This is a genomic window from Pseudomonas sp. NPDC096917, assembly GCF_044762555.1.
GTDB lineage: Bacteria > Pseudomonadota > Gammaproteobacteria > Pseudomonadales > Pseudomonadaceae > Aquipseudomonas.
In genome coordinates, this window is record NZ_JBIWEO010000027.1 from 21,892 (window position 1) to 48,328 (window position 26,437).

The 26,437-nt window shown below is 58.3% G+C and carries 18 protein-coding genes; 4 read left to right on the plus strand and 14 right to left on the minus strand.

The window, feature by feature from the left end; all coding sequences use genetic code 11:
- Positions 1 to 72 precede the first annotated feature (72 nt).
- The 6 genes from ACIQYF_RS22300 to ACIQYF_RS22325 all read right to left on the minus strand — a co-directional run bounded on the left by ACIQYF_RS22300 (position 73) and on the right by ACIQYF_RS22325 (position 7,856).
- Positions 73 to 1,515 carry a SulP family inorganic anion transporter gene (locus tag ACIQYF_RS22300; RefSeq protein WP_402866124.1) on the minus strand — a complete coding sequence of 481 codons (1,443 nt, stop codon included), beginning with the start codon at positions 1,513 to 1,515 and terminating at the stop codon, positions 73 to 75.
- Between the two features lie 196 nt (positions 1,516 to 1,711).
- Positions 1,712 to 3,379, minus strand: coding sequence for a gamma-glutamyltransferase (gene ggt, locus ACIQYF_RS22305; RefSeq protein WP_402866126.1), 1,668 nt, complete (start codon positions 3,377 to 3,379; stop codon positions 1,712 to 1,714).
- Positions 3,380 to 3,558: 179 nt separating this feature from the next.
- On the minus strand, positions 3,559 to 5,226 hold the full coding sequence (ggt, locus tag ACIQYF_RS22310; protein WP_402866128.1) for a gamma-glutamyltransferase: 1,668 nt from the start codon (positions 5,224 to 5,226) through the stop codon (positions 3,559 to 3,561).
- A gap of 101 nt (positions 5,227 to 5,327) precedes the next feature.
- Complete coding sequence (locus ACIQYF_RS22315) at positions 5,328 to 6,239, minus strand: LysR substrate-binding domain-containing protein (protein ID WP_402866130.1); 912 nt, start codon at positions 6,237 to 6,239, stop codon at positions 5,328 to 5,330.
- Between the two features lie 91 nt (positions 6,240 to 6,330).
- A complete protein-coding gene (locus ACIQYF_RS22320) occupies positions 6,331 to 6,921 on the minus strand; it encodes an NAD(P)H-dependent oxidoreductase (RefSeq protein WP_402866132.1) in 591 nt (196 codons plus the stop codon).
- Positions 6,922 to 7,091: 170 nt separating this feature from the next.
- Positions 7,092 to 7,856, minus strand: a complete 765-nt coding sequence (locus ACIQYF_RS22325; protein ID WP_402866134.1) for a sulfite exporter TauE/SafE family protein — start codon at positions 7,854 to 7,856, stop codon at positions 7,092 to 7,094.
- A 105-nt stretch (positions 7,857 to 7,961) separates the two neighbouring features.
- Between ACIQYF_RS22325 and ACIQYF_RS22330 the strand changes: the two genes are divergently transcribed.
- From ACIQYF_RS22330 to ACIQYF_RS22340, 3 genes are all read left to right on the plus strand, one after another.
- Positions 7,962 to 8,846 carry a LysR family transcriptional regulator gene (locus ACIQYF_RS22330; protein ID WP_402866136.1) on the plus strand — a complete coding sequence of 295 codons (885 nt, stop codon included), beginning with the start codon at positions 7,962 to 7,964 and terminating at the stop codon, positions 8,844 to 8,846.
- A gap of 138 nt (positions 8,847 to 8,984) precedes the next feature.
- A complete protein-coding gene (locus ACIQYF_RS22335; protein ID WP_402866138.1) occupies positions 8,985 to 10,388 on the plus strand; it encodes an amino acid permease in 1,404 nt (467 codons plus the stop codon).
- Positions 10,389 to 10,551: 163 nt separating this feature from the next.
- A complete protein-coding gene (locus ACIQYF_RS22340) occupies positions 10,552 to 10,896 on the plus strand; it encodes a cupin domain-containing protein (RefSeq protein ID WP_402866140.1) in 345 nt (114 codons plus the stop codon).
- Positions 10,897 to 10,949: 53 nt separating this feature from the next.
- Here the strand turns inward: ACIQYF_RS22340 and mmsB are convergent, their stop codons facing one another.
- Positions 10,950 to 11,837, minus strand: a complete 888-nt coding sequence (gene mmsB / locus ACIQYF_RS22345; protein ID WP_402866142.1) for a 3-hydroxyisobutyrate dehydrogenase — start codon at positions 11,835 to 11,837, stop codon at positions 10,950 to 10,952.
- Between the two features lie 10 nt (positions 11,838 to 11,847).
- Entirely contained in the window at positions 11,848 to 13,362 is a 1,515-nt protein-coding gene (locus ACIQYF_RS22350) for a CoA-acylating methylmalonate-semialdehyde dehydrogenase (RefSeq protein ID WP_402866144.1), read from the minus strand.
- A gap of 113 nt (positions 13,363 to 13,475) precedes the next feature.
- Here ACIQYF_RS22350 and ACIQYF_RS22355 point away from each other — a divergent pair, with 113 nt between their 5' ends.
- A complete protein-coding gene (locus tag ACIQYF_RS22355; RefSeq protein WP_402866146.1) occupies positions 13,476 to 14,423 on the plus strand; it encodes a LysR family transcriptional regulator in 948 nt (315 codons plus the stop codon).
- Here ACIQYF_RS22355 and ACIQYF_RS22360 read toward each other — a convergent pair.
- The 6 genes from ACIQYF_RS22360 to recC all read right to left on the minus strand — a co-directional run bounded on the left by ACIQYF_RS22360 (position 14,332) and on the right by recC (position 25,938).
- A complete protein-coding gene (locus tag ACIQYF_RS22360) occupies positions 14,332 to 14,796 on the minus strand; it encodes an OmpA family protein (protein WP_402866148.1) in 465 nt (154 codons plus the stop codon). The genes ACIQYF_RS22355 and ACIQYF_RS22360 overlap by 92 nt on opposite strands.
- A gap of 85 nt (positions 14,797 to 14,881) precedes the next feature.
- The gene (locus ACIQYF_RS22365) at positions 14,882 to 16,138 is read right to left on the minus strand and encodes a diguanylate cyclase domain-containing protein (RefSeq protein ID WP_402866150.1); all 1,257 of its coding nucleotides are present in this window, start codon (positions 16,136 to 16,138) and stop codon (positions 14,882 to 14,884) included.
- Positions 16,135 to 16,377, minus strand: coding sequence for a YfiR family protein (locus tag ACIQYF_RS22370; RefSeq protein WP_402866152.1), 243 nt, complete (start codon positions 16,375 to 16,377; stop codon positions 16,135 to 16,137). The genes ACIQYF_RS22365 and ACIQYF_RS22370 overlap by 4 nt, the downstream gene beginning before the upstream one ends.
- 341 nt (positions 16,378 to 16,718) lie before the next feature.
- Positions 16,719 to 18,803, minus strand: a complete 2,085-nt coding sequence (gene recD, locus ACIQYF_RS22375) for an exodeoxyribonuclease V subunit alpha (protein WP_402866154.1) — start codon at positions 18,801 to 18,803, stop codon at positions 16,719 to 16,721.
- On the minus strand, positions 18,800 to 22,489 hold the full coding sequence (recB, locus tag ACIQYF_RS22380; RefSeq protein ID WP_402866155.1) for an exodeoxyribonuclease V subunit beta: 3,690 nt from the start codon (positions 22,487 to 22,489) through the stop codon (positions 18,800 to 18,802). The genes recD and recB overlap by 4 nt, the downstream gene beginning before the upstream one ends.
- Positions 22,489 to 25,938 (minus strand): exodeoxyribonuclease V subunit gamma, encoded by a 3,450-nt coding sequence (recC, locus tag ACIQYF_RS22385; RefSeq protein WP_402866157.1) that lies wholly within the window; start codon positions 25,936 to 25,938, stop codon positions 22,489 to 22,491. The genes recB and recC overlap by 1 nt, the downstream gene beginning before the upstream one ends.
- Between the last annotated feature and the right edge of the window lie 499 nt (positions 25,939 to 26,437).

Here is a 26,437-nt window from a genome sequence, read left to right on the forward strand (position 1 = left end):
GGGCTTTCGTCCCTAGGGGCCCCGTATCAAATTTAGCCCGCGACGCGGCTTGCAATGAAACGGGAGCAACCCCTAGTGATGCACCCGAGCACGTTTGAGCAGTTTTTTACTGCGCTCGGACAAATGCACCACCCGCAGGTGCTTGCCCGCTTTGCGGTAACGCTCGCGCAAGGTTTCTAACGCGGCAATGGCCGAGTAGTCGGCAAAGCCCAGATGGCTGCAATCCAGGGTCACAGTGGCCGGATCTTCAGCCGGATCAAACAGTTTGAGAAACGCCGTGGTGGAAGCAAAAAACAACGTGCCATGGACGCGGTACAGCTTGCTGGCATCGCTGTCTACATACGTGTCGGCGTACAGCTGACGCGCCTGCTGCCACGCGAAGTTAAGGGCCGCAATGATGACCCCGCACATCACCGCGACCGCCAAATCAGTGAAGACCGTAATGACTGTGACCGCAATAATCACCAGCACATCGTTCAGCGGCACTTTATTGAGCACCCGCAAAGAGGCCCAGGCGAAGGTCTGCTGCGAAACGACAAACATCACGCCGACCAGCGCCGCCAGCGGGATACGCTCAATGAAGGGCGACAAAAACAACACGAACAGCAAGATCATGACCCCAGCCGTCACGCCCGACAGTCGACCGCGCCCGCCCGAGCTGAGGTTGACCACGGTTTGCCCGATCATCGCGCAGCCGCCCATGCCGCCGAACACACCCGAGACCATATTCGCCGCACCAAGGGCCACACATTCGCGGTCCGGGTAACCACGCGACTCGGTGATTTCGTCCGTCAGGTTCAGCGTCAGCAGGGTTTCCAGCAGACCAACCACCGCCATCACAATCGCGTACGGCGCGATGATGCGCAGGGTGTCGAGGTTCCAGGGAATGTCCGGTAGAGCAAACGTCGGCAAGCCCCCCGCGATATGCGCCATGTCGCCCAAGGTGCGGGTCGGCAAGCCCAGAAAATACACCGCCAGGCCCACACTCAAAATCGCCACCAGTGCGGGCGGCGCGGCGCGGGTCAGACGCGGTAATAAATAAACAATGGCCATGGTCAGCGCCACCAGCCCGATCATCAGGTACAACGGCATGCCGCTGAGCCAGGTGTCACCGTTTTTAAAGTGATCCAGTTGGGCCATGGCGATCACAATCGCCAGCCCATTGACGAATCCGAGCATCACCGGATGCGGCACCATGCGCACCAGCTTGCCCAGTTTGAGCAGACCGAACGCCAGCATGATCAACCCGCTCAGCAAGACGGTGGCCAGCAAATACTGCACGCCGTGTTGCACCACCAGCGCGACGATCACCACGGCCATCGAGCCGGCAGCCCCGGAGACCATGCCCGGCCTACCCCCGAAAAGCGCAGTGATTGTGCAAATAATGAACGCGCCATACAGGCCCATCAGCGGGTTGAGGTGGGCGACCAGCGCGAACGCAATGCACTCGGGCAGCAGGGCAAATGACGTCGTGAGCCCGGCCAGGACATCAGCGCGCAGACGTGAGAGTTTCATGGTTTACCTAAAAGACGGGACGAACGAAAGAAGGGAGAAGAGATGAAACGGATGGTAACAAATTGCGCGAGCTATAAAACACCTGTGGGAGCGGGCTTGTTCGCGAATGCAGCGCCTCGGTGAAACCAATAGAGCGAGTCGTTTGCATCGCGAGCATGCCCGCTCCCACAGGGTGTGAGGGGTTTTGCGCAGGGGGTTACTTCACAACTTTGCCAACGCCACGACCCCGTGGGTCGGAGGCGGTTTCCAACTGGGTGCCGTTAACGCGGATGGCCTGAATGTCGCCCATGTTCCAGCCCTGATCTTCCAGGGTGTAGCCCATGGCTTTGAGGTCATCGGCGACTTTACCGGTCAGAGGTGCGTAAGCGTCGTAGTAGAGGGTGTCTTTAGGCAGCAACTGGTGATGCACACGCTGCGCAGACACGGCTTTGTCCAGCGGCAGGTTGTAGTCGTAGAGGTTGTTCAGCACCTGGAAGATCGAGGTGAAGATCCGCGAACCACCCGGCGTGCCGAGCACCAGCGTGACGTGACCATCGCGTGTCACAAGACTTGGGCTCATCGACGACAGCATGCGCTTGCCCGGTTCGATGGCGTTGGCATTGCCGCCCACCACGCCAAAGGCATTGGCCACGCCAGGCTTGGAGCTGAAGTCGTCCATTTCATCGTTGAGCAAGAAGCCCGCGCCTTTAACGACAACGCCGCTGCCGTAATCCCAGTTCAGGGTGTAGGTGTTGCTGACAGCGTTGCCGTCTTTATCGACGATCGAGAAGTGCGTGGTCTGATGCGGTTCCAGACCCGGCTTGACGTGGGCGGTTTCAGAAATCGCTTTCGGGTTGACCTCTTTCGCACGCTTGGCGATGTACGCCGGGTCGGTCAGTTCGGCCACCGGCATTTTGCCGAAGTCCGGGTCGCCCAGATAATCGGCGCGGTCAGCAAAAACGCGTTTTTCGATCTCGGCCAACAGGTGAATGTACGGAGCCGAGTTCAGCTCGACGCCTTTGAAGTCCGCGGCACGGTCTTCTTTAATGCCGATCAGTTGCGCCAGCGCAATGCCGCCTGAGCTTGGCAGTGGCGCTGTGTACAGGGTGTTGCCACGGAAGTCGACGCGCATCGGCTCACGCCAGCTGACCTTGTAGTCGTTAAGGTCTTCTTTGGTGATCAGGCCTTTGTCTTTTTGCATCTGCGCGATCAGCAGGTCAGCTGTTTCGCCGCGGTAGAACTCTTTGGCCCCTTGGTCGGCAATACGCTCCAGCGTTTTGGCCAGCTCAGGCTGCTTAAAGGTTTCACCGGGCTTCATGGTGCCGAAGTAATCACCGAAGTTGGTGGTGCCGTTAAACAGCGCCAGTGCATCTTCGCGGTATTGGTATTGCTGGTCAGCCACCTTGAAACCATTTTTCGCGTAACCCACGGCCGGGGTCAGCAGCTCACTCCATGGCAATTTGCCGAAGCGCTGATGCGCCTCCCACAAGCCCATCACGGTGCCCGGTACGCCTGCCGCGCGCGAGCCTACCAGGCTCAGGTTTTCAATGATTTCACCTTTTTCATTGAGATACATATCGCGGCTAGCGGCTTTAGGCGCCGTTTCGCGATAGTCGAGGAAGTAAGGTTTGCCATCGATGAACAGGGTCATGAAACCGCCACCGCCGATGTTGCCAGCCTCGGGGTAGGTCACGGCCAGGGTGAAGGCCGTTGCGACTGCGGCGTCGACTGCGTTGCCGCCTTTTTTGAGAATCTGTGCGGCGACTTCAGCGCCGTATTGATCCGGTGCAGCCACCGCGCCGCCCTCCAGAGTGGCGGCATACACCGATGAGCTCGCTGCAATGGCAGCCGTCAAGGCTAGAGTTTTGAACCACACAATACGCATTTTCTACATCCTTTTATTGTTATCTGCTGTGTCAGAACCTTGTCTGATTTTGTAAAAGATTTCAAACAGCAAAAACAAAAATGCGCGGCGACACACAAAACCTGCCAATCACAATTTCTTTAAGATCAGAAGCTTGCAGTCTGCGTTAGCCCTGCAAGGTCATCCAACGGTGCAGAGGTTTACTTTACAACCAGGCCAACGCCACGCCCGCGTGGGTCAGAGGCCGTTTCCAGTTGGGTGCCGTTAACCCGGATGGCTTGAATGTCGCCCATACTCCACCCCTGATCCTTCAGGGTGTAACCCATCGCCTTCAGGTCATCCGCGACTTTGGCGCTCAGCGGCGCGTAGTTTTCGTAGTAAATCGTGTCTTTAGGCAGCAACTGATGGTGCACGCGCTGCGCTGCCACGGCTTTTTCCAGTGGCAGGTTGAAGTCGTAGAGATTGTTCAGCACCTGGAAGATCGAGGTGAAGATCCGCGAACCACCGGGTGTACCGATCACCAGGGTGAGTTGGCCTTCACGCGTCACCAGACTTGGGCTCATCGACGAGAGCATGCGTTTACCCGGCTCAATGGCGTTGGCATTGCCCCCCACCACGCCAAATACATTGGCCACCCCCGGCTTGGAGCTGAAGTCGTCCATTTCATCGTTAAGCAAGAAACCCGCGCCTTGAACGACAACGCCATTACCGTAAACCCAGTTCAAGGTGTAGGTGTTGCTGACGGCGTTGCCGTCTTTATCGACGATTGAGAAGTGGGTGGTCTGATGCGATTCCAGGCCCGGCTTTACGCTGGCGGTTTCGGAAATCGCTTTCGGATTGACCTCTTTCGCACGCTTGGCGATGTACGCCGGGTCGGTCAACTCGGCCACCGGCATGTTGCCGAAGTCGGGGTCACCCAAATAATCGGCACGGTCGGCAAAGACGCGTTTTTCGATTTCAGCCAGCAAGTGAATGTAGCGCGCCGAGTTCAGCTCTACGCCTTTGAAGTCCTGCGCAAGAGCCTCCTTGATGCCGATCAGTTGCGTCAGCGCAATCCCGCCTGAACTTGGCAACGGCGCGGTGTACAACGTGTTGCCACGAAAATCGATCCGCATGGGCTCACGCCAATTGGCCTTGTAGTCGTTGAGGTCATCGCGGGTGATCAGGCCTTTGTCGCGCTGCATTTGTGCAACCAGCAGGTCTGCGGTTTTACCGTGATAGAACTCGTTGGCGCCTTGGTCGGCGATGCGTTCAAGGGTGGCGGCCAACTCTGGTTGCTTTAACGTTTCGCCGGGTTTCATGCTGGCAAAATAGTCTGCAAAGTTGGTCGAGCCGCTAAACCGCTTCAACGCGCTTTCGCTGTATTGATATTGCCTGTCGGCCACCGTGAAACCGTTTTTCGCATAACCCACGGCCGGGGTCAGCAATTCACGCCATGGCAACTTGCCAAAACGCTGATGGGCTTCCCACAAGCCCATCACCGTGCCCGGCACGCCTGCCGCACGGGCGCCAACCAGGCTCATGTTTTCGATGACGTCGGCGTTTTCATTGAGGTACATGTCACGGCTGGCCGCTTTGGGCGCGGTTTCACGGTAGTCAAGAAAATAGGCTTTGCCATCGATGAACAGGGTCATGAAACCACCGCCGCCGATGTTCCCGGCTTCGGGGTAAGTCACCGCCAGGGTAAAGGCGGTAGCGACAGCGGCGTCGACTGCATTGCCACCTTTTTTAAGGATCTGCGCCGCAACTTCAGCGCCGTATCGGTCGGGTGCAGCGACAGCACCGCCCTCTAGAGTGACGGAAAACGCAGAAGGACTGGCCACGATGGCAGCCGTCAAGAACAGGCTTTGTAACCACACAATACGCATTCGGTGCTTCCTTTTATTGTTTTTGCCGTGGTCAGACCTTGTCTGATTTTCAGCGTGTTATCAAACAACGAAGGGAATAGCACGCGGCGGTGCCCACGGGTTCAGCCTTGGAAATAAGGGGTGGCATAGCTCGCAAGCTTGGTCTGGATAAAGTCCAGAAAGCATTGAATACGTAGCGCCAGCTGCGAGTTGCGGTAGTACACGGCATGAATCGGCTGACGGTAGCCGCTGTTGAATTCGCCCAGCACTACCTGCAAGCGTCCGGTGCTGATGTCTTCATAAGTCATGAAATGCGACAAACAGGCAATCCCCTGCCCTTGCAGCGCTAAATGACGCACAGTTTCACCGCTCGAGGCGCTGATCGCGGGCTGGATGGGCCAACGATCACCCTGTGCATAACGCAGTGGCCATTGATTGAGGCCATCGTTTTGGGTGAAGCCGATCAAGGTGTGGTTGGCCAGATCGGCCACGCTGCTCGGGGCGCCGTGTTGCGCGATGTATTCAGGGCTGGCGAGGATGTTCAGCGGGCTGCAACCCAGGGAGCGGGCGTGCAAGGTGGAGTCGGCCAGGGGGCCGATACGAATCGCAATGTCGGTGCTTTGTTCGAGCAAGTCGATGATCAGGTCGTTGCTGTTCAGTTCCAGCTGAATGTCTGGGTACAGCGCCCGGAACTCGGGGAGGTACGGCACGATGGCGTGCAGCATGAACGGCGAAGCCGCGTTGATACGCAAGCGCCCGGACGGCGTACGCTGGTGCGAGATCAGGCGCTCTTCAAGCTCGTCCATTTGCTCAAGGATCAGCTTGGCCTGCTCGAAGAAGAACTTGCCTTCTTCGGTCAGGTCCATGCGCCGCGTGGTGCGGTTGATCAGCGTGGTTTCGAGCTTGGCCTCCAGCCGCGACAGCGTGCGGCTGACGGCCGAAGGCGTTTGCCCGGCTTGTTCGGCGGCGGCGGAGATCGAACCGCACTCAATCACCGACACAAAAATTTGCAGCTCGTCAGATCTGGCTTTCACACGTGCCCCTCATTGGTAGCTACTGATAGTAGCCGCTGACGCGTACCGCGAGGCGCATCAGCGGCTATGGGTATATCAGTGATACGGGATTTTACGCGTCGAGACCAAACACTTCAGTCAGGTGCTGTTCATAACGGGCCGCGTCGACGTCGGGTTGTGGGCGCTTCATCACGTCAACACACAAGAAGGTCGGCAGGCCGGTCATGCCCAGGAACTGGTTGGCCTTGTGGAACGGAAAGTACACCGCGTCCACGCCCTTGCCTTCAAAGAAGTCAGCCGGGTCTTCAAACGCTTGCTGCGGTGCGTTCCAGGTCAGCGACAACATGTATTTTTTGCCGTGAATCAGGCCGCCGCTGCCATAACGCTGCGACGCATCGGAACGGGTGCGGCCATCACTGGCGTAGAGCTTGCCGTGACCTTCGGTGAACACTTCGTCGATGTATTTTTTAACGATCCACGGCGCCCCCATCCACCAGCCCGGCATTTGGTAAATGATCACGTCCGCCCACAGAAATTTTTCGACTTCTTCGGTGATGTCATAGCCTTCGTCGATGTGCGTAACCTTGACTTCAAAACCCTGGCGATCAAAAAACGCCAGTGCCGTGTCGTGCATCGTCAGGTTGTAGCGACCATCGGAGTGCGCAAATTTTTTAGCGCCGTTAAGTAACAGAATTTTTTTCATCATCAGCCTCATAAGGGGTCAGCCCTCAGCGCTGGTGAGCAGCACAGGGCGTTGAAGGTTTAAAACAGGGGGCCAGAATATAGAGCCTCTCCTTCAGGAAACACCCGCGCCGAGGCAAATGGCTTTTGCTTAAAAGTCACAAATAGCGATTTGATTGTTGCTCAAGCGTTTCAACCACTGATCAGCAAATGTGTGCCCAGCAGCGCCATGCCAACAAAGAACACCCGCTTGAATAGCGTGGCGCTGATGCGCTCGCGCAACCATTGGCCCAGCCACATGCCGAGCATGGCCGGCAGCAGCGCCAGCAACGAGGCGTTGAGTTCACCGCCCCCCAGATTGCCGCGCCAGTAAAGCCCGCCAGCAAGGGCCAATGTAGAGACGCTGAAGGATAATCCCAAGGCTTGTACCAGCTGATTTTTGCTCAAGCCCAACGCTTGCAGATAGGGCACAGCGGGGATAACAAAGACGCCGGTCGCCGAGGTGATGACACCTGTGAGCAGCCCGCACACCGGACCTGCCCAACGCTCGGCAGTCGCGGGCACGCGTAAGGTGGGAAGGCACAGACCGCTCAGGGCATAAAGCAACAGCGCCGCCCCCAATGCACGCACGACTGCGCCGCCACCCTCAATACTCAGCCACAACACGCCAAAACCGGTGCCGAGGCAGATCCCCAGTTGCATGGGCCACAGGCGTTTTATAAGTGCCCCTAGCTGCCCGCCGATGGCCAGTTGCCAGGCGTTAGTGACGATGGAGGGGATGATCAACAGCGCCGCAGCCTGCGCCGGAGCGATAGCCAGCCCGAGCATGCCCATGGCAACAGTGGGTAAGCCCAGACCGATCATGCCTTTGACTGTGCCGGCCAGCACAAAGGTCATCATCACCAGCAGTGACAAGGCCCAGCCCAAGTGTTGGTAGAACTCGATCAATGTTTTCATGAGGACATGCTGAACCACGGCGACGGCGCTGAAAATGCGTCATACACTGAGCCAGCCTCTTGCCGGGCAATAGGCAGCTCCCACCTACAACCATTAAGGCTCGCCATGCATGTCGACTTGATTGATCTGCGCTTGTATTTGAATGTGCTGCAGGCGGGCAATATCACGGCGGGCGCCCGCTTCAGTCATTTGTCGCTGGCCGCCGCCAGTGCGCGGATTCGTGCGATGGAGGCGTCACTGGGGGTCGAGTGTTTGCAGCGCAGCCGCCGTGGCGTTAGCCCGACACCGGCCGGGCAAGCGTTAGCGCAGCATGCGCGGCTATTGCTGCAACAAGTTGAACGCATGAAACACGACATGGCCGAGTACGCCCAAGGCTTTAAAGGCCAGGTGCGCCTGTTGTGCAACACCACCGCCCTGACCGAGTACTTGCCCGAGGTGTTGGCCGATTTTGTCTGCCAGCACCCCAACATCAGCATTGATCAGCAAGAACTGACCAGCCTGCGCATCACCCACGCCTTGCGTCAGGACGCGGCCGATATCGGGATCATTTCCAACGCTGTCGATACCCATGACCTGCAAACCCTGCCCTTTCGTGACGACCCGCTCATGCTGGTGATCCCACAGGGGCATGCGCTGATTAATCATCCAACGCTGACGTTCACTCACACGCTAAGCCATGACTATGTCGGGCTTTCGCAGAACAGCGCGCTGGCGGTGTATCTGGAAGAGCAGGCGCTACGCTGCGGCAAGCGCCTGCAGGTGCGAATTCGCGCCGAAGGTTTTGACAGCGTATTGCGCATGGTCGCTCGCGGAGCCGGGTTGGGCATCGTGCCCAACGCCACGATTGAACGCTGGCAAACGACGCCAACCTTTAAAGTTGTGCCGTTGAACGAGCCGTGGGCAGCACGCAAGCTGTTGGTGTGTGCCCGTTCTTTTGATCAGTTGCCGGCCTACGCGAGAGCTTTACTGAAGGCTCTTTCAATCGATTAAAGCTGTAAGAAATGTCGCAGAGTCGTCTTCGCCTGTATGCCTGAATTTTCCCCAGGAGTAATATCCGTCGCTTCATGACACCCGGGTTGCATGGGTGGCTTCATCACATACCGAAAACAACAACCAACAGGGCAACCGATGGCTGACGCTAACTCCCCCCCGGTCACACTCAAACGCGGATTAAAAAACCGCCATATTCAGCTGATTGCCTTGGGCGGCGCGATTGGTACGGGGCTGTTTCTGGGCTCGGCTGGCGTGCTCAAGTCTGCAGGGCCGTCGATGATCCTCGGTTATGCAATTGCCGGCTTTATCGCGTTTTTGATCATGCGCCAACTGGGCGAGATGATCGTCGAAGAGCCTGTGGCCGGCTCTTTTAGTCACTTCGCGCACAAATACTGGGGCGGCTACGCTGGCTTTCTGTCGGGCTGGAACTATTGGGTACTGTACGTGCTGGTGGGCATGGCCGAGCTGACCGCCGTCGGTAAGTACATCCAGTTTTGGTGGCCCGAGGTACCCACGTGGGTCAGCGCCGTGGTGTTCTTTGTGCTGGTCAACCTGATCAACACGCTGAATGTGAAAGTCTTTGGCGAGATGGAGTTCTGGTTCGCGATCATCAAGGTGGTGGCGATTGTCGGCATGATCGTGCTCGGTTGCTACCTGCTGTTCAGCGGCACCGGCGGATCGCAGGCATCGATCAGTAACCTGTGGAGCCACGGCGGTTTCTTCCCCAATGGCGGCACCGGCCTGCTGATGGCGATGGCCTTTATCATGTTTTCCTTTGGCGGCCTGGAACTGGTGGGCATCACAGCGGCGGAAGCCAGCGAACCGAAAAAAGTGATCCCCAAGGCCATCAATCAGGTGGTGTACCGGATTCTGATTTTCTATGTGGGCGCACTGACAGTGCTGTTGGCGCTGTACCCGTGGGATCAGTTGCTGGTGACGCTGGGTGCCGGTGGTGATGCCTACGGCAGCAGCCCCTTTGTACAGATTTTCGCCTTGATCGGCAGCGACACCGCCGCACAGATCCTTAATTTTGTGGTGCTGACCGCCGCGCTGTCGGTCTACAACAGCGGCGTGTACTGCAACAGCCGTATGCTCTTCGGCCTCGCCGAACAGGGTGATGCCCCCAAAGCGCTGATGAAACTGACCAAAAATGGCGTGCCACTTCGGGCGCTGGGCGTGTCGGCGCTGGTGACATTGCTGTGTGTGGTGGTCAACTACGTCGCGCCGCACAGAGCACTGGAGTTGCTGTTCGCACTGGTGGTGGCCTCGTTGATGATTAACTGGGCGCTGATCAGCCTGACTCACCTGCGGTTTCGCAAAGCGATGAGCCTGCAAGGTGTAGAGCCTTCGTTCAAAGCATTCTGGTCGCCTGTGAGCAACATCCTGTGCCTGGTGTTTATGGCGGTGATCGTCGCAGTTATCTGGATGATCCCTGACGTTCGCGCCTCGGTGTATGCCATACCGGTCTGGTTGCTGGTGATTTACCTGTTTTACCTGTTGCGCCTGAGCACCGGCAAACCGCTGGTTAAGACGCGCTAAGCCTTCCCCGTCACACCAAGCCCCGGCACTTGCCATCAAGCGCCGGGGCTTTTGTGTATGGGGGTGCGTATTCGAGCCGCTGGGTGTCGGAACCAGGCAACTGTCAGCGCGCGAGGCCCGTTAGGGTTGGGTTTGCGTCTAACCCCACCCCAACGGAGTTCTTATGTCTGCGCCAATTACTGTTCTTCGCGATACCACCCCCCTGCCCGTGCTGGATGCCTGTAAATGGGAAAGACTTGAAGGCGACCCGCACACCGTCAACCTCAACGCTTACACCAGCGAAGACGGCAGCAAAATCATGGGCACGTGGATTTGCACACCCGGCAAGTGGTACGTGGAGTATGTGAAGTGGGAATACTGCGATTTCCGTGAGGGCTATTGCATCATCACCCCGGAAGGCAAAGAGCCGATTCACCTGCGTGCGGGCGACATTTTTGTGGTGGAGCCAGGCATGAAAGGCACGTGGGAAGTGGTTGAAACCGTGCGCAAGTATTTCGTTTTTGCCTGATCCCGCCCAGCAAAAAACCGGGAATCCGCCCGACGCGGATTCCCGGAAAAACCCTATTCGGGTTTGCGATAACTGTTGATGATGGCCGAGAAGTCCTGACCGCCTTCTCCGCGCAAGCTCATGGCTTGATACAACTGTTGCGCCACAGCGCCCAGCACCACCGGCTGGTGTGCCTGACGTGCCGCTTCAGTGGCCAACCCCAGGTCCTTAAGCATCAATTCGGCACCAAAACCGCCGGTATAACCGCGTGATGCCGGGGCTGTTTCAACAATGCCCGGCCACGGGTTGTAAACCTCGGAACTCCAGCAACGCCCGGTGGAGCTGTTGATAACGCCAGCCAACACTTGGCTGTCGATACCCAAAGCCGCCCCCAAGGCCATGGCTTCGCTGACGCCGATCATGGAAATCCCGAGCAGCAGGTTGTTGCAGATTTTAGCCACTTGGCCAGTGCCCACATCCCCACAATGGACTATGTTGCGGCCCATTTGCGAAAGCACCGGGTGCAGGGTGTCGAACAGTTCTTGAGTGGCGCCGACCATAAAGGTCAGGGTGCCCGCTTGTGCACCGCCCGTGCCGCCGGACACCGGGGCATCGGCCATTGGCACGCCTTGTTTGGCCGCTGCTGCTGCCACATCACGCACGGTTTGCGGATCGATGGTACTGCAATCCACCGCGGGGACGCCTTTGCCGATACCGGCCAACACGCCGTTTTCTGCCAGCCACACGCTGCGCACATGCGCCGCCGCCGGAAGCATGGTGATTACCAGTTCAGAGCCATGTGCGGCATCACGCGGGGATGCGCTGATGTGCCCGCCCTGCTCCGCGAGGTCTGCGAGGATGTCTTGGTTCAGGTCAAACAGGTTCAACGAGTGCCCGGCCTTGAGCAGGTTGCGAGCCATCGGGGCGCCCATGTTACCCAGGCCGATAAATGCGATTTTCATGGTCGTGCCCTCAACGAAGATTGATGGTGGTGTTGACGCCATCATTCACGCTGTCATCGTCGAACCAGCGACTGGTGACGGTTTTGGTCTGAGTATAGAACTGCACGACTTGTTTGCCGTACGGCCCCAGATCGCCCAGTTTGGAACCTCGCGAACCAGTGAAGCTGAAGAACGGGACGGGCACCGGGATCGGGATGTTGATGCCGACCTGGCCTACATCGATTTCGGTCTGGAACTTACGCGCGGCTGCGCCACTTTGGGTAAACAGGCCAGTACCGTTACCAAACGGGTTGGCGTTGACCAGGGCGATGGCCTGATCAAGCGTGTCGACCTCGATCACCACCAGTACGGGGCCGAAGATTTCCTGAGTGTAGATCTGCATGTCGGTGGTCACGCCCGAAAACAGAGTGGGACCGACAAAGTTGCCGTGTTCAAAACCCGGAACCTTGATGTCGCGACCGTCCAGTTCGAGGACCGCGCCTTCTTTGATCCCGCTTTCAATCAGCCGCAGCACGCGCTCTTTCGCACGTTTGGAAATCACCGGGCCGACGTCAGTACCCGCCTCGCTGCCTGCATTGACCTTGAGTTGTTGCGCCAGCGCCTTGAGGTCAGGCAACCATTGCTTGGCCGCACCCACCAACACCACCACCGAGGTGGCCATGCAGCGTTGGCCTGCAGCACCAAAACCAGCGCCGACCAGTGCATTGAGGGTTTGCTGACGGTTCGCGTCGGGTAGCACCACGGCGTGGTTTTTGGCGCCCATCATCGATTGCACGCGCTTGCCATGGCGACCGGCCAAGTCATACACGTGAGTACCGACAGCGGTTGAACCGACGAACGAGACGGCCTTGATATCCGTGTGGGTGCAAAGCGCGTCTACCACGTCTTTGCCGCCGTGCACGACGTTCAGCACGCCCGGCGGAACCCCGGCTTCCAGCGCCAGCTCGACCAGCATCAGGGTCGACAGCGGGTCCTGCTCGGAAGGCTTGAGGACGAAAGTGTTCCCGCAGGCGATTGCCATCGGGAACATCCACAGCGGAATCATGGCAGGGAAGTTGAAAGGCGTAATGCCCGCACACACACCGATCGGTTGGCGCAGGGTGTAGGTATCAACCCCGCCGGCAACGTTTTCCGCGAATTCGCCCATTTGTAAGGTGCCGATGGAGCACGCGTGTTCAACCACTTCCAGGCCACGGAAAATATCGCCCTCGGCGTCGGCGATGGTTTTGCCTTGTTCAGCACTGAGGACGGTGGCAATGCGTTTGGAATGTTCGCGGATCAGCGCCTGCAGCTTGAGCATGATGCGCATCCGCGCGCCGATAGGCGTCAGCTTCCAGGTCTGGAATGCACGTTGCGCGGCAGCGATGGCGGCGTTGACTTCATCAGGGGTGGCAAACGGGACTTTGGCCAATACTTGCTGAGTGGCAGGGTTGACGATGTCATGCCACTCGGTGGTCTGCGACTCGACCCATTCACCATCAATCAGCAGGCGGGCATTTTGGTATGGGGTGGTAGAAACGTTCATGGAAGTCTCCAAAATTATTTTTATCGTGCGGGCGCCCAGGTTGGTCGCAAGACTGTTTTTGGAGTATAGGTGTGCGTTCTTCTAATAAGAACGCACATAAAAGCCGGTCTAACATGCAAAAAAACATTACATCGTTAAGCGCATTGAACTGGGACGACCTGAAGTTTTTTCTCGAGGTGGCCCGTACCCGCAAGGCCAGCAGCGCGGCCAAACGCCTGGCGGTGGACTACACGACCGTGTCGCGGCGCATCAGCTCGCTGGAAGCCGCGCTCGGCACCTTGCTGTTCGAAAAGTCGCGCACCAATGGTTTCACCCTGACCAACGAAGGCCAGCGTTTACTGGGGTATGCCGAATCCATTGAAAGCACTTTGCACATGGCCTGCGAGCAGGTCTCGGGCTCTGGCGTGGCGTTGTCGGGGCATGTGCGCATGGGCTGCACCGAGGGTTTCGGCAGCTTTTTCATCACCCCGCAACTGAGCCACTTTGTGGACACCTACCCGGCCATTTCGGTGGATATTCTGCCGCTACCGCACTTCATCAGCCTGTCCAAACGTGAAGCCGACATTGTCATCGCCTTGGAACGCCCGGAACACGGGCCTTATGTGTGCTGCAAGTTGTGTGACTACCGTTTGCAGCTGTACGCGACCCAGGACTATCTGGATCAGCATCCGCCCATTCGTCGGGCCAGTGACCTAGCGGAGCATCCGTTTATCAGTTACGTCGACGATCTGGCGTTCAGTTCCGAGCTGTTGTACCTGGCCAACGTGCTGCCCGGCGCCAGCGCGAACTTGCGCAGCACCAGCGTCATTGCACAATTCGTGGCGGCGCAGCAAGGGCGCTCGCTGGCGATACTGCCCTGTTTTCTGGCCGCTCAAGACCCGCGCTTATTGCCGGTACTGCCGGATGAAATCAACCTGACGCGACAATTCTGGATGTACTGCCGGGAGGATCTGAGGAAGTTGAAACGGATTACGTTGCTGTGGGATTACATCCGAACCGTGACGGAGCTGAATACACCGCTTCTGCTCGGGGAAACGCGAGGGATGAGGTTTGCGGACTGACTTTGTGGGGGCTGCTGCCCAGCCCGCGCACTTCAATATTTTCAGGACGCATGCCAACGTTGGTCAGCACCTTGACCACGCTGTTGGCGCGGCGCACGGACAGGTGTTGGTTGTAGGCATCCTGCCCCGAGGAGTCCGTGTGGCCATCTACCCGCACGCGTTGCATGTCGACCGCCAACAAGGCAGTACCAATGCGTTCAACAATTTCCTGGCTTTGGGCATTGAGCACTTCCAGATCGCTGCCAAACAGCACCTTGCCCGACAAGCCGAACGCCCACCCTTCATCAGTCAGTTCAAAGCCTTGTTGCTTGAGTACGGCTATTTGCTCCGCCGTCAGAGCTTTCTGCGGAGCTGGCGTCTGGCAGCCAGTCAAGATTAGCGTTGCCAGTATTCAGACAACGCCGGGAACATGTTGATAACGACACGTCACTGTTGCATGGGGGTTAAGCTCCTGATGGTTATGGGGCTGCGGAGTAATCCGACTCGGCAACGTGTTGTCCGCCTCGGGCGAGGCGTTTGGCCTGGTACATCGCCGCGTCCGCTGCACACAACAGCACATCGGGGGTTGCTCCATGTTCTGGGTAAACGGCGATGCCGATACTGAGCGAGGTCACGACACAGGTTTGCTCTGGCAGCTCAATCGGTTCATGCATGCTGGCAATGATCTTGTCGGCGATACGCTGAGCGTCTTCGACTTTGTGCAGCGGGGCGAGCATGATCGCAAACTCGTCGCCGCCCAAACGCGCGACCACGTCGCCTTCGCGCAACTGGGCACGAATGCGGGTGGCCACTGCGACCAGCACCGCATCGCCTGCGGCATGGCCGTAGGTGTCATTAATGCTTTTAAAGCGGTCGCTATCGAGGAACAACACGGCAACTTTATTGCTGCGCTGACCCAAGGTTCGCAACGTGCGCGCCAGCCGCGCGGCAAAGTAGGCACGGTTGGGCAGGTCGGTGAGCCAATCGTGACTGGCCTGATGCGCCAACGCCTGATTTTCGGTTTGCAGATGGATTTGCCATGACTCCAACTCATCCAGCAACGCATTGAAGTCGTTACTCAGATTGTCCAGTTCGGCAATGTGTGCAGCCGGCACCCGGCGGTCGAATGCTCGCTCACTGCGCGCGGCGTGGGCCACTTCAGCCAGTTGCTGCAAAGGCCCGGTGATACCCGTGAGCAAGCGCCGCGAAAGATAGAGCGCACTCCAGGCGCTAAGCGCTGTGCACACAATGACCCCTAACAGCCCGCTGAGCAAAAAGCGCAACATATTAGCGCCATGCCCACTCACCACTACGACGCCCACTTGTTGGCCCCGATGCTCAATCGGCACCGTGATCGGCTGTTTGAGCAAGCTGTCGGCCAATAACATTTCGACGTTGGACCACAGGCCACTTTCCGGGCGTCGCCAGCGCGCCAGCAACTCGCCATCGGCGGTGTAGACCTCGGCCTCGGCCACCGCTTCTGTGGACGCGATCAAATCCAGTGCTTCGCACGCAGCGGTCTTGTCATCGAACACGACAGCCGCTTCGACGGTGTAGTTGATGGCCCGGGCAATCAAATGCAGGTTGTGATCGGCATACACCTTGAGTGCAAGTACACCCAATAGGGTCAAGGAAGTGCTGGCGAGCACCACGGCGACCAGCGCCACACTCAGGTGCCCACGGCGTAGCACCGAGCGCAGTTTGCGCCGCTTGTTGGGTGGATGACTCGGGCTCACGGCTGTTCAGCCCGGTGGCGTGACAATTGCAAAACACTTGGGTGAATGCGGACTCCGCTGCGGGCAACAGAGTCGAGATTCACCTCAAATGCCACTTGGTCACTCTTGACGCGCTGATTAGCCAAGTTAATGGGTGCTTCAGGTTGGGCCAGGCAAGGAGTGCTCAACAGCAGCAGGCAAAGGGACAGGCATCGCAGCCACCCAAAAGCCTGCTCTGTCGAGGAGACAGCCACATCCATGCAGGAAATCTCGTTGTTTGTCGTGTCAGTAATGCCGAAACGATACCACAGCCCCTCTCAAAACCGTGATACCGGTCACACTTTTAGCCCTGTTCTGGCTGCCGCATCGTGGGCGTCTGGCTGGCCACATCGCCATGGATGCCGCACGAAAACGCGTAGCAGATACCGGGCCTGGAGACGGCAGCCGGTCGCGCAGCCGTCGTAGAATCGGGCGCTGCTGTGTGTCAGTTAAGCCCCGAACTTAGGTTTACGATCGCCAGGCCATCGGACCTGGCCTCGCTGGCTCGGCTATGGCTAGGAGATCAGCAGCACACCCCAGGCCAGCGGTGGGCTGCTGCGTATCACCCCAGCCCGAGCATCAGGCCGCTCAAGCGCTTGACCTTGCGCTGTACCGCTTCTTCAAACACGCCCGCTCGCGGCTCGACCAGGCTGAACCAGTGTTTGGCCCGGGTGATGCCGGTGTAGATCAGTTCTTTGGTCAACACCGGGTTAAGCGCTTCGGGCAGCACCAGAGCGGTGTGGGAAAACTCTGAGCCCTGGGATTTGTGAACGGTCATGGCGTAGACCGTTTCGACATCATTGAGACGACTGGGCAGCACGAAGCGAATGCCGCCCTGCCCGTCGTTACGGGCAAAGGCAACGCGCAACACGTGGCGCTGGGTGAGTCCTTCGCGCTCCGCACACTTGAGGGCGATGCCAATATCCCCGTTCATCAGGCCCAGGCCGTAGTCGTTGCGGGTCATCAAGACTGGCCGCCCTTCGTACCAGTGCTGGTCACTGTCGATCAGTTTGCGGGCGAACAAAGACCGGGTAATACGCTCATTCAACCCCTCCACCCCCCAAGGCCCTTTGCGCACGGCGCAGAGGACCTGAAACGCTTCGAAAGCTTCCAGCACCTGGCCCGCCCACTCGGCCCAACAAGGGTCTTCAAGCCCCGCGTCGGCGACCGGGCGATGATCACGCAAGACTTCAAGATAATGCCGGTAGCCTTTGGCATCGGCGCCTCTGCCCTCCAGTGCCAAGCGCTCGAAGGCGCGGTCTTGCTCGCCCTTGAGTGGCAGAGTAAAGAGGTCGGCGTGAGTACCCGCCGCCAATAACGCGCGTGCTTCTTGCGGCTGTTGGTGGTTGACCAGCCGCGACAGTTGACCGATGCCGCTGCCCTCACCAAAACGCCGAGAGTGGCGCAGCATAACCACTTGCTGGGCCAGCGGATGGGCGCCGTCCAGGTCTTGTTGCAAGCCGCTGGTGGCGAGGTTTTCGCCACTGACGTGCTCCAGCCATTCGCGTGTTTGTGGGCTGTACCAGCCAGCCTCGGCATCGCGGCACAAATCGCCCAACACGGCGCCCGCCTCTACCGACGCTAACTGGTCCTTATCACCCAGCAATACCAGACGCGCATGGTCAGGCAGCGCGTCGAGCAAGTTGGCCATCATTTCGAGGTCGATCATCGAGGCCTCGTCGACCACTAATACGTCGAGTGGCAGACGATTACCCGCGTGATGCCGAAAGTGGCGTGTGCCAGGACGGCTGCCGAGCAATCGGTGAACAGTGGTTACGTCACTGGGGATTTTTTGCCGAACCTTGTCATCCACTTCCAATGATTTGACTTGCAGGCTGATGGATTCGGTCAAACGTGCGGCAGCCTTCCCCGTGGGCGCAGCCAGGCGGATGCGCAAAGGCGCGCCTGCTTCAACGGCCGGGGCCTGGAGCAGCGCGAGCAGACGCACCACGGTGGTGGTTTTACCGGTGCCGGGGCCGCCGGTAACAATGCTGAAGGCGCCACGTGTAGCCAAGGCACAGGCCAGTTTTTGCCAGTCAATCAGCGCGTCGGCTTTCGGGCTGCCAAACAAACCGTTTAGGCGCGCGGACAAATCATCGGGGGTTACCTCGGGGGCTGACAGGCGTTGACGCAATGCGCTGTCGATTCGTCGCTCATAGGCCCAGTAGCGGCGCAGGTATAGACGACGCTCGCTCAACACCAACGGTCTGCTCGCTGCGTTAGCCGACGACTGCCCCGCGTGCTCCACCAATGGGCTGGCGTGCAAGGCTTTGCACCATGCATCGCCCTCCAGCACCTCAAGCAGTTGCGAAGGCAGCAACATGGCGCCGGTTTGCACATCACCTTCGGGCGGCAGCGACAGCGCGAAATCGGGTTCTTTGAGGGTTTCAAACAGGTCCAGACACACATGGCCATGACCTAATTGATGACTGGTCAATGCTGCCGCCAGCAGTACCAATGGGTCGCCCTGCGGGTCGCGCTCATGCAAGAAGGCGACGAAGGCTTTATCCAATGCGCGCAACCAGCCGCGTTCGACCCAACGTTCGAGCAACAGCAGCAAGTCTTGTGCACGGCTCAAGGGCTCTAGTTGGGCAAGGCTTTCGGCCGTCAATGGCGTCGGCAACAGTTCGGCAAACGAACGACTCATAACAACACTCCCTGTTCCCACGCCGGTTCAGCCTGTTTGGGCTGAGGTTTGCCCTGGAACATCAGGTCCAGGCTTTCGATCAATAGTCGGGGCGGTCGAGTGAAGAACACGCCCTGACTTTGGGAGCGGGTACCGCGCAAGAACAGGTACAACGCGCCGCCCATGTGCTGGTCGTAGTCGTAATCAACCAGGCGGGCCTTGAGTTGACGGTGCAAGGCCAACAGGTACAACACGTATTGCAGGTCGTAGCGGTTATCCAGAATAGAGGCGTTCATCGCTTGTTCGGTGTAGGCCGAATCGTCGGCGCCGAGCCAGTTAGATTTGTAGTCCGCCACGTAATACCGCCCTTCATGTTCGAACGTGAGGTCGATAAAGCCTTTGAACATGCCATTGAGCAGGCTCGGCTCGGCGGCGGCACGCGATGCACCGCCATGGGTGTGCTGGCGAACGAGTTGATCCACCTGCAGGACATCGACCTTATGGCTGGCGAACCAGAACTCCATCTCGATCTGGTACTGACTCAGTTCGCTCAAGACCACAGCAGGCTGGCCGTTATTCAGACGCAGTGGCTCATCTTGCAGGTGCTGCAACCAGTCGCTCAGCGTGTCGATCCAACCTTGCCAACCACGTCGATTACAGCGGCGCGCCACAGCGTCTTTGATTGCCTCGGGATCGGCCTTGAAACCTTCGCTGCCAGCCCACTCAAGCAGACCATGCAGAAAGGTCCCGGGATTTGGCCCACGCGGAAAACGGTGTATATCGCCGCCACTGAGTAACACTTCACGCGGCGCATCCGGATCCAGTCGTTCATCGTCCGATAGCTTTTGCGCCAGGGCGCTTTCAGGCGCTTCGGCAGGGCTGAGGCTGTCACTAATACGTAATGCGCTGTAGGACGCAATCCACCAGTTTTCCGCAGCACGGCGTGTCGGGATCAGCGGTTTGAGCAAGATGGCTTGATTGAGCGGCGGATAAAAGTGCGCGTCACTGGCCGGTGGTACAGGTGCATATTGAATCGCTGCGCAGTCTTGTTTCAGATCAGCCAGCCAGCGTTCAAGCGCAACGGACTCAGCCAGCAGCGCACCACCGCCCAGCAGGTAGCCCAAGGCACAAAGGTGCAAAACCGAACGGTTGTTGTTGCCCCGTTTGAGGTCTGCGATGCCGAGCCAGCAGGCGTGCTGGGCGCGTGTCAGGGCCACATAGAGCAAACGTAAATCTTCGGCCAGACGTTCGTTATCGGCCTGGATAATCAGTTCTGGTGTTGGCTTCAGGCTCACTTGGGCATTGCCCGTTGCATCGTGATAATGCAACGGCAGACGGCTGCCATCCACGGGTTTGGTCGAACAGATGAACGGCAGGAAGACCAATGGGTACTCCAGGCCTTTGGATTTGTGGATGGTCACTACCTTGACCAATTGCTCATCGCTTTCAAGACGCAGAATTTGCTCTTCGCCCGCCTGACCGGACAATGCCAGGTGTTCAGCCAAGTGTCGGATCAGCGCTTGTTCGCCATCCAGCTCCGCAGCCGCCTGTTGCAGCAGCTCAGACAGGTGCAACACGTTAGTCAGTACTCGCTCGCCGTCTGGACGGGCGATCAAGGCCTGGGGTAATTCGAAGTCGTGCAGCAGACGGCGCAACATGGCGAGCACGCCCTGTTTACGCCAGGTTTCACGGTAGCCTCGGAACTGCATGACGCGTCGCTCCCAAGCCAACTCGTCCTGATTCAGGCGCTCCAGCTCAACCAGAGGTAAGTCCAGGGTGATGCAGGCCAAGGCGGCTCGCAGCGGACGCTCGACGTCCGGCTCGGCACAGGCTTTGAGCCAGGCCAGCACGTCGTGAGCTTCCTGCGCGGCATAGACCGAATCCTTGTCCGACAGGTAAACGCTGCGCACACCCCGCGTCGACAATTCACGCCGCACGGCCTGAGCTTCCTTACCGTCCCGTACAAGAATCGCAATGTCAGCGGGCAATATGCCTCTTAAGGGCTGGCCATCTTTAGCAAAACCGCAGCGACCTTGTTGACCGCCATTGAGCAACTCGACGATCTGGCTAGCGCACACGGCCGCCAGTTGCTGGCGATACACCGCGCCTGAAACGGGCTGTTCGGAAGGCAACTGCCACAGGTTGAGGGCTGTTACGGGCTGCCCTTCTATTTGCAGGACTTCTTTGCGCCCTTGGGATTTAACCGGGGCAAAGGGCACAGGGTTTTCAGAACCTTCACGGAATAAAAACGCGCCTCGCCCGGTGTCTCGCTGCTCGGCCCGCTCAAACACGTGGTTGACCGCCTCCACCATGGCGTGACTGGAGCGAAAGTTGGTATCCAATGTGTGCAGTCGGCCGCTGGTAGCGTGGCGGGCGCGCAAGTAGGTGTAGATGTCAGCACCACGGAAGGCGTAGATCGCCTGCTTCGGGTCGCCGATCAGAAACAGGCCGGTGTCTGGCGTGTTGTCTTCAATGCGATAGATGGTCTCGAAAATGCGGTACTGCACCGGGTCGGTGTCCTGAAACTCATCAATCAGCGCGACGGGAAATTGCTCACGGATCAGGGTCGCCAGTCGCTCGCCGCCTTCAGCCTGCAACGCCGCATCGAGCCTGAGCAGCATGTCGTCAAAGCCCATCTCGGCGCGTCGGCGTTTTTCTGCTTCAAAACGCGCACTGACCCAACGCGCCGCGTGCTCCAGAACAGCGGCATCGGGGCTGGGTAAGGCGTCGATCGCCGTCTTTAGTTCGCGCATGGCCTCCAGCGCCGGGTGTTGCGGCGGTTCGCCTTTCCACGCTTCGGCCATGCCGTCAGGCGTCAGACGGGCGAAGCCAGTGCCCAGGTCTAGCTGCTCCTGGGACTCGTCAGCCGCCCAGGCGCTGATTTTTTCAAACCAGGGTTCGAAGTAACGCGCCTGCATTTTCCGCCCGTCGACGGCTTTAGCGGCTACGCCTTGCAGACAGATATCGCGTAACTCTTGAGCCCATTGCAGCCATGGCGTCTTGAGCGCGCAGAGTGCCAGGCGACGCTCTTGCAAGCAGGCTTCAATCATTTGCGCCGGGGTTTGCTCGGTGTTGGCTACCGGGCGTGAGCTGCCGAACAAGGCTCGAACACGGGGTAGCAAGGCACCTGGGCCGCTCCAGTTGGCGCGCACCCAGTTCAGCGCGTCACCGTGCATGGGGTAGCAAAACAGTCGCCAGTAATCGCGCAACACTTCGCCGAGTAAATCACTGTGGTCGGTTTCGAGGGTTTGGGTGAACAGGCTGCCGCTGTCGAAGGCGTGTTCGCGCAGCATCCGCTGACACCAACTGTGGATGGTCGATACCGCCGCTTCATCCATCCATTGTGCGGCGATGTCGAGGCGACCCGCGCAGGCGGCCCACTGTTGAGGGGCGAACTGATCACGCAGTTGCTCAACCAGAGCATCCGGGGACTGGATCTCGTCACGGAAGAAGCGCGCTGCTTCGGCGAGCCGGGTGCGAATACGGTCACGCAGCTCTTTGGTGGCCGCATCGGTGAAGGTTACGACCAATATTTGCGGTGGCAATAGCTCACAGCCAAACCCTGACGCTTCGCCGCCATGGCCCAAGATCAAACGCAGGTAGAGCGCAGAAATGGTGAAGGTTTTGCCGGTGCCGGCACTGGCTTCGATCAATTGACTGCCGCGAAGTGGGAACGCCAAAGCCAAGGGTATTTTTTGCTCGCTCATTAGCGGGACGCCTCGCTGTTTAATGAGCGCCAAGGCGCGTCAAAGAGAGGGCGATAGAGGGCATCGCACCAATCTGCAAATGCGCCATCGGCCATCAACGCCGCGTAGTCTGGAAACTGCCGAGCCAAGGCTGCGCTTTCGCGACGTTCGCCTTCGCTGGTTTGGCCATCACCTTCGTAGGCTTTTTGTGCCGCGGCAGCGGCTTTGACCGGATCAGTCTGGGCCAGCCAGGCGAAGCCGGTTTTGATAGCGATGGGCAGCGGATGGTTCATACCGACTTTCCAGGCCATCAATACGTTGCCCAGGATGTCGCTGGCGAGTTGAGGTTCTAAAGGGGCTAGCAGCAAGGTCTCATCACTGGCGACCAACGCCGTGGACATGTCCAAGCCACCGGCGCAAGCCACCAGATGGTTGACCCACGGTCTGGTCAGGCGATGCCATTTTCGGGTCTTGATCGCCCCAATGCTGTTTGGAATTGTAGTAATGGACAGTAGGCCTTTATCACTGCGTTGATGCAGATTGCTGAGCCATCCTTCCAACGTAAGCCCGTGGCCTTCAACGCTGATCGGCAGTGCGCTGTTGAGCGGCGTCGGCCACAGGGTCAGGAGCTGTTGATAGCGTTGCAGGACATCGGGAAGAGGCTCAATCAACTCATGTTGCAAGCACTCACCAAACCCGGCCATCGGTAACAGCCCGCTGCCTTGCAGGCGTTGCGCGCGGGTCTGTAGAGCGTGTTCCAGTTGGTCGGGTTGCGCCAATGCGGCTTCGAGCAAGCTGTCGCTAAGGGTGTAGCGCTGCAACGCGTCGAGCACGAAGGGTTCTTCATCCTCTAGAGGCACTTCGGCAGCTTCAAAGAAGACTTTCAGACGCTGGCTAAAGAAGTGGCGTACAGGGTTACGCAAGAAGTCCTGCAACTGAGTCAGATTTAAAGGTTCTTCTTGTTCATGCGCTGCAAGGGTTTCGGACTGTGCGAGGGCTGTTTGTGGTTCGTGCAACTGCTGCCATTCACGGGCATAACTGAACAGATTGGGATCCCCTTCGTGAAAATAACGGGGGCTGAACGGTTGCAGCGGGTGCTGTTGAGTCATGGCCTCAAGCAAGTCCTCACCATTTTGGAGATGCCAGCCACTGGCAAGGTGATCGCGTAATTGGCCTATCAAGACGCAGGCCGGACGCTCGCTGTTGTCGCGAATACTGCGCCCTACCCAGCTTATATAGAGTTGGTCGCGTGCAGACAGTAACGCTTCGAGCAGTAAGTAACGGTCATCTTCGCGGCGGGAACGATCGCCTGGGCGGTAGTCGCTGCCCATTAAGTCGAAGTCCAGCGGCGGTTGCGCTCGCGGGTAGTCACCGTCATTCATGCCAAGCAGGCAGACGAGTTTGAACGGGATGGCACGCATCGGCATCAGGGTGCAAAAGTTGACGGCTCCGGCCAGGAAGCGTTGTGACAACTTGCCTTGGTCAAGGCCTGCCAACCAAGCTTCGCGTACGACGGTTAGCGGCAATTCATCTTGCAGGCCAACCAACTCACAGGTTTCGAGCCAGGTCTCGCGCAGCTCTTCAAGTTGGGCCAGCAGATAGTCGTCGTGCTCAGTCTCTGCCTGGAAAAACAATTGCATCAAGGCTTGCAGTCGCTCGCCCCATTGTTGCGGCAAGGCGGGTTGCGAAAGTTCTTGGTGAGCAATTTCCAATGCGTCAAGCAAGGCCACAAGTGGGCCGATCAAGACGGCATCAAGGCCGCCGATTTCATCGTAAGGCTCAATACCATCGCAAGCCTCACCACTGCCAACGGCATAACCGAGCAGCATGCGACGCAAGCCGAAACGCCAACTGTTTTGCTCCAGTTCAGAAGGCAACCCGAGTCCAGCGCGCTGTTCGGCATTCAGCCCCCAACGAATCCCCGCACCTTCGATCCAGCGATGCAGTGTGGGCAAGTCGCGCTCTTGGACATTGAAGCGAGCGCGTAATGCTGGAACGTCCAGTAAGTCGAGGATTTCGCTGACTGGGAAGCGGCTGTCGGGCAGTTTGAGCAAGTGCTCGATGGCAATCAGCAGCGGGTCACGGCCGCGCTGGCCTTGGTCGGCCAGTGTGTAGGGAATGAAGCGGCGATCGTCGCGATCAATCTGGCCAAATACGGCACGGATGTGCGGCGCGTAGCTGTCGATATCCGGCACCATCACGATCACATCGCGTGGCTGCAAGTGAGGGTTTTCGCTGAATCGAGCGAGTAATTGGTCGTGAAGGATCTCGACTTCACGTTGTGCGCTATGGGCAATGTGGAAGCGGATTGAGTGATCTTTATCCAAATCAACAGCCGGCCACAGCTCGCGCGTTTCGTTCAGTGGGCGCAGCTCAAGAATGTCGTCCTGCAATTGGTTGAGCAGGTTGCGCGGTTCCACTTCACTGAACAGATCAATGCGGCCATCACGAAAGGCCGCTCGATAGCTGTTGGGATCATCGTAGCTGTCGAGCAGGTTGATGTAGTCGCGACCTTGTTTGCCCCAGGCGGCGAGCAATGGGTGGGCGTGCTGATGCAGGATGTCGAGATCCAATGCTGCAGGCATTCCGGCTTTGCGGGCTTGCCGTTTGTATTGGTGGCGCAGCAGATCTTTGTCGGCAACGATGTCAGACCAATGGTGGCGACACGGGTTATGCACACACAGCAGCACTTGGCTGAAGCGGGCCAGTCCAGCCAGTGCTTCGAGCGCTTGAGCGGGCAGTGACGAAATGCCGAACACGATTACCCTCGCAGGGAGGCCGGACGGTGCTTGTTCGAGGCTGTTTATTTTTTCAATAAAGCGCTGATGGACACCGGCACGGCTTTGCGACATACCCTCCTCTCCGACGTCGAGCAGTAGCGCTCGCCATAGTTCGGCTTGCCAACAATTAGCCGGGCTCAAGGCAGGACTTTCACCTCGGGCATTACGCAATTGATGGCGACCTGCGGCCCAGTCTTCCAGCCAGTCAGCACGATAGACCTGATATTGGTCAAACAAGTCGGCGAGGCGTTCTGATAGCTGGTAACGCTTACGTAGATCGGTGTCGTGGGTTAGAAAGCGCTGCAACGGTTCGAAGTGCGGTTGATCGATGAGGACTGGGAGCAAGCGCATCAAACGCCAAGTCAGAGGGGCTTTATCGAGCAAGGACTTGGCAGGGATTTCTTCACTGCCCAATACCATCCGATAGAGCTGCCACATAAAACTGCCGGGCAGTTGCACATCCACCGCAGCGGCAATGCCACAGCCGCCCAGATCGTCGTCTTGAGCATCTTCGGCCAGAGCCAGCTTTAGCCATTGGGCGATGCCATTACTCTGCACCAGAGCAATTTCGTTCTCCAGAGGCGCCAGTGGATAGCGGCGCATCCAGCTCACGACCAGGCTGCGTAACTCATCAAGGCGGTTACCGTGAACCACCATAAAACCCGCATTGAGGGACGTAGCACAGGGCATGAAGGCATCCTTAGCAGAAGGCAAAATCCAAAGGCGAACCTTAACATTGCTCGAAGGGGATTGGCGTACGGGAAGCTGGAAGCTGGAAGCTGGAAGCTGGAAGCTGGAAGCTGGAAGCTGGAAGCTGGAAGCTGGAAGCTGGAAGCTGGAAGCTGGAAGCTGGAAGTCAGCGTGGGGGCACCGAGGGATGTATGTCCAGTACTTTGGTTGTCACGCTGCTCACTTAAGTACTGCACGAAGCCACTGTGAGCGAGCCTGTGTCGCGGTCTTTTGATCTTTAACGATCTTTCAAAAACCACAAAACAAGCTCACTCCTGCCAGGCCAGCGGTCGCGGTCGCGGTCGCGGTCGCGGTAAACACATTGCCTTTAACAGACCGGCGCTGGGTGCCACTTTTTCGAGCACAAAAACAAAATCCCTGTCTGCGTGAGCAGACAGGGATTTTGGAATTTAATCTTGACGATGACCTACTCTCACATGGGGAAACCCCACACTACCAT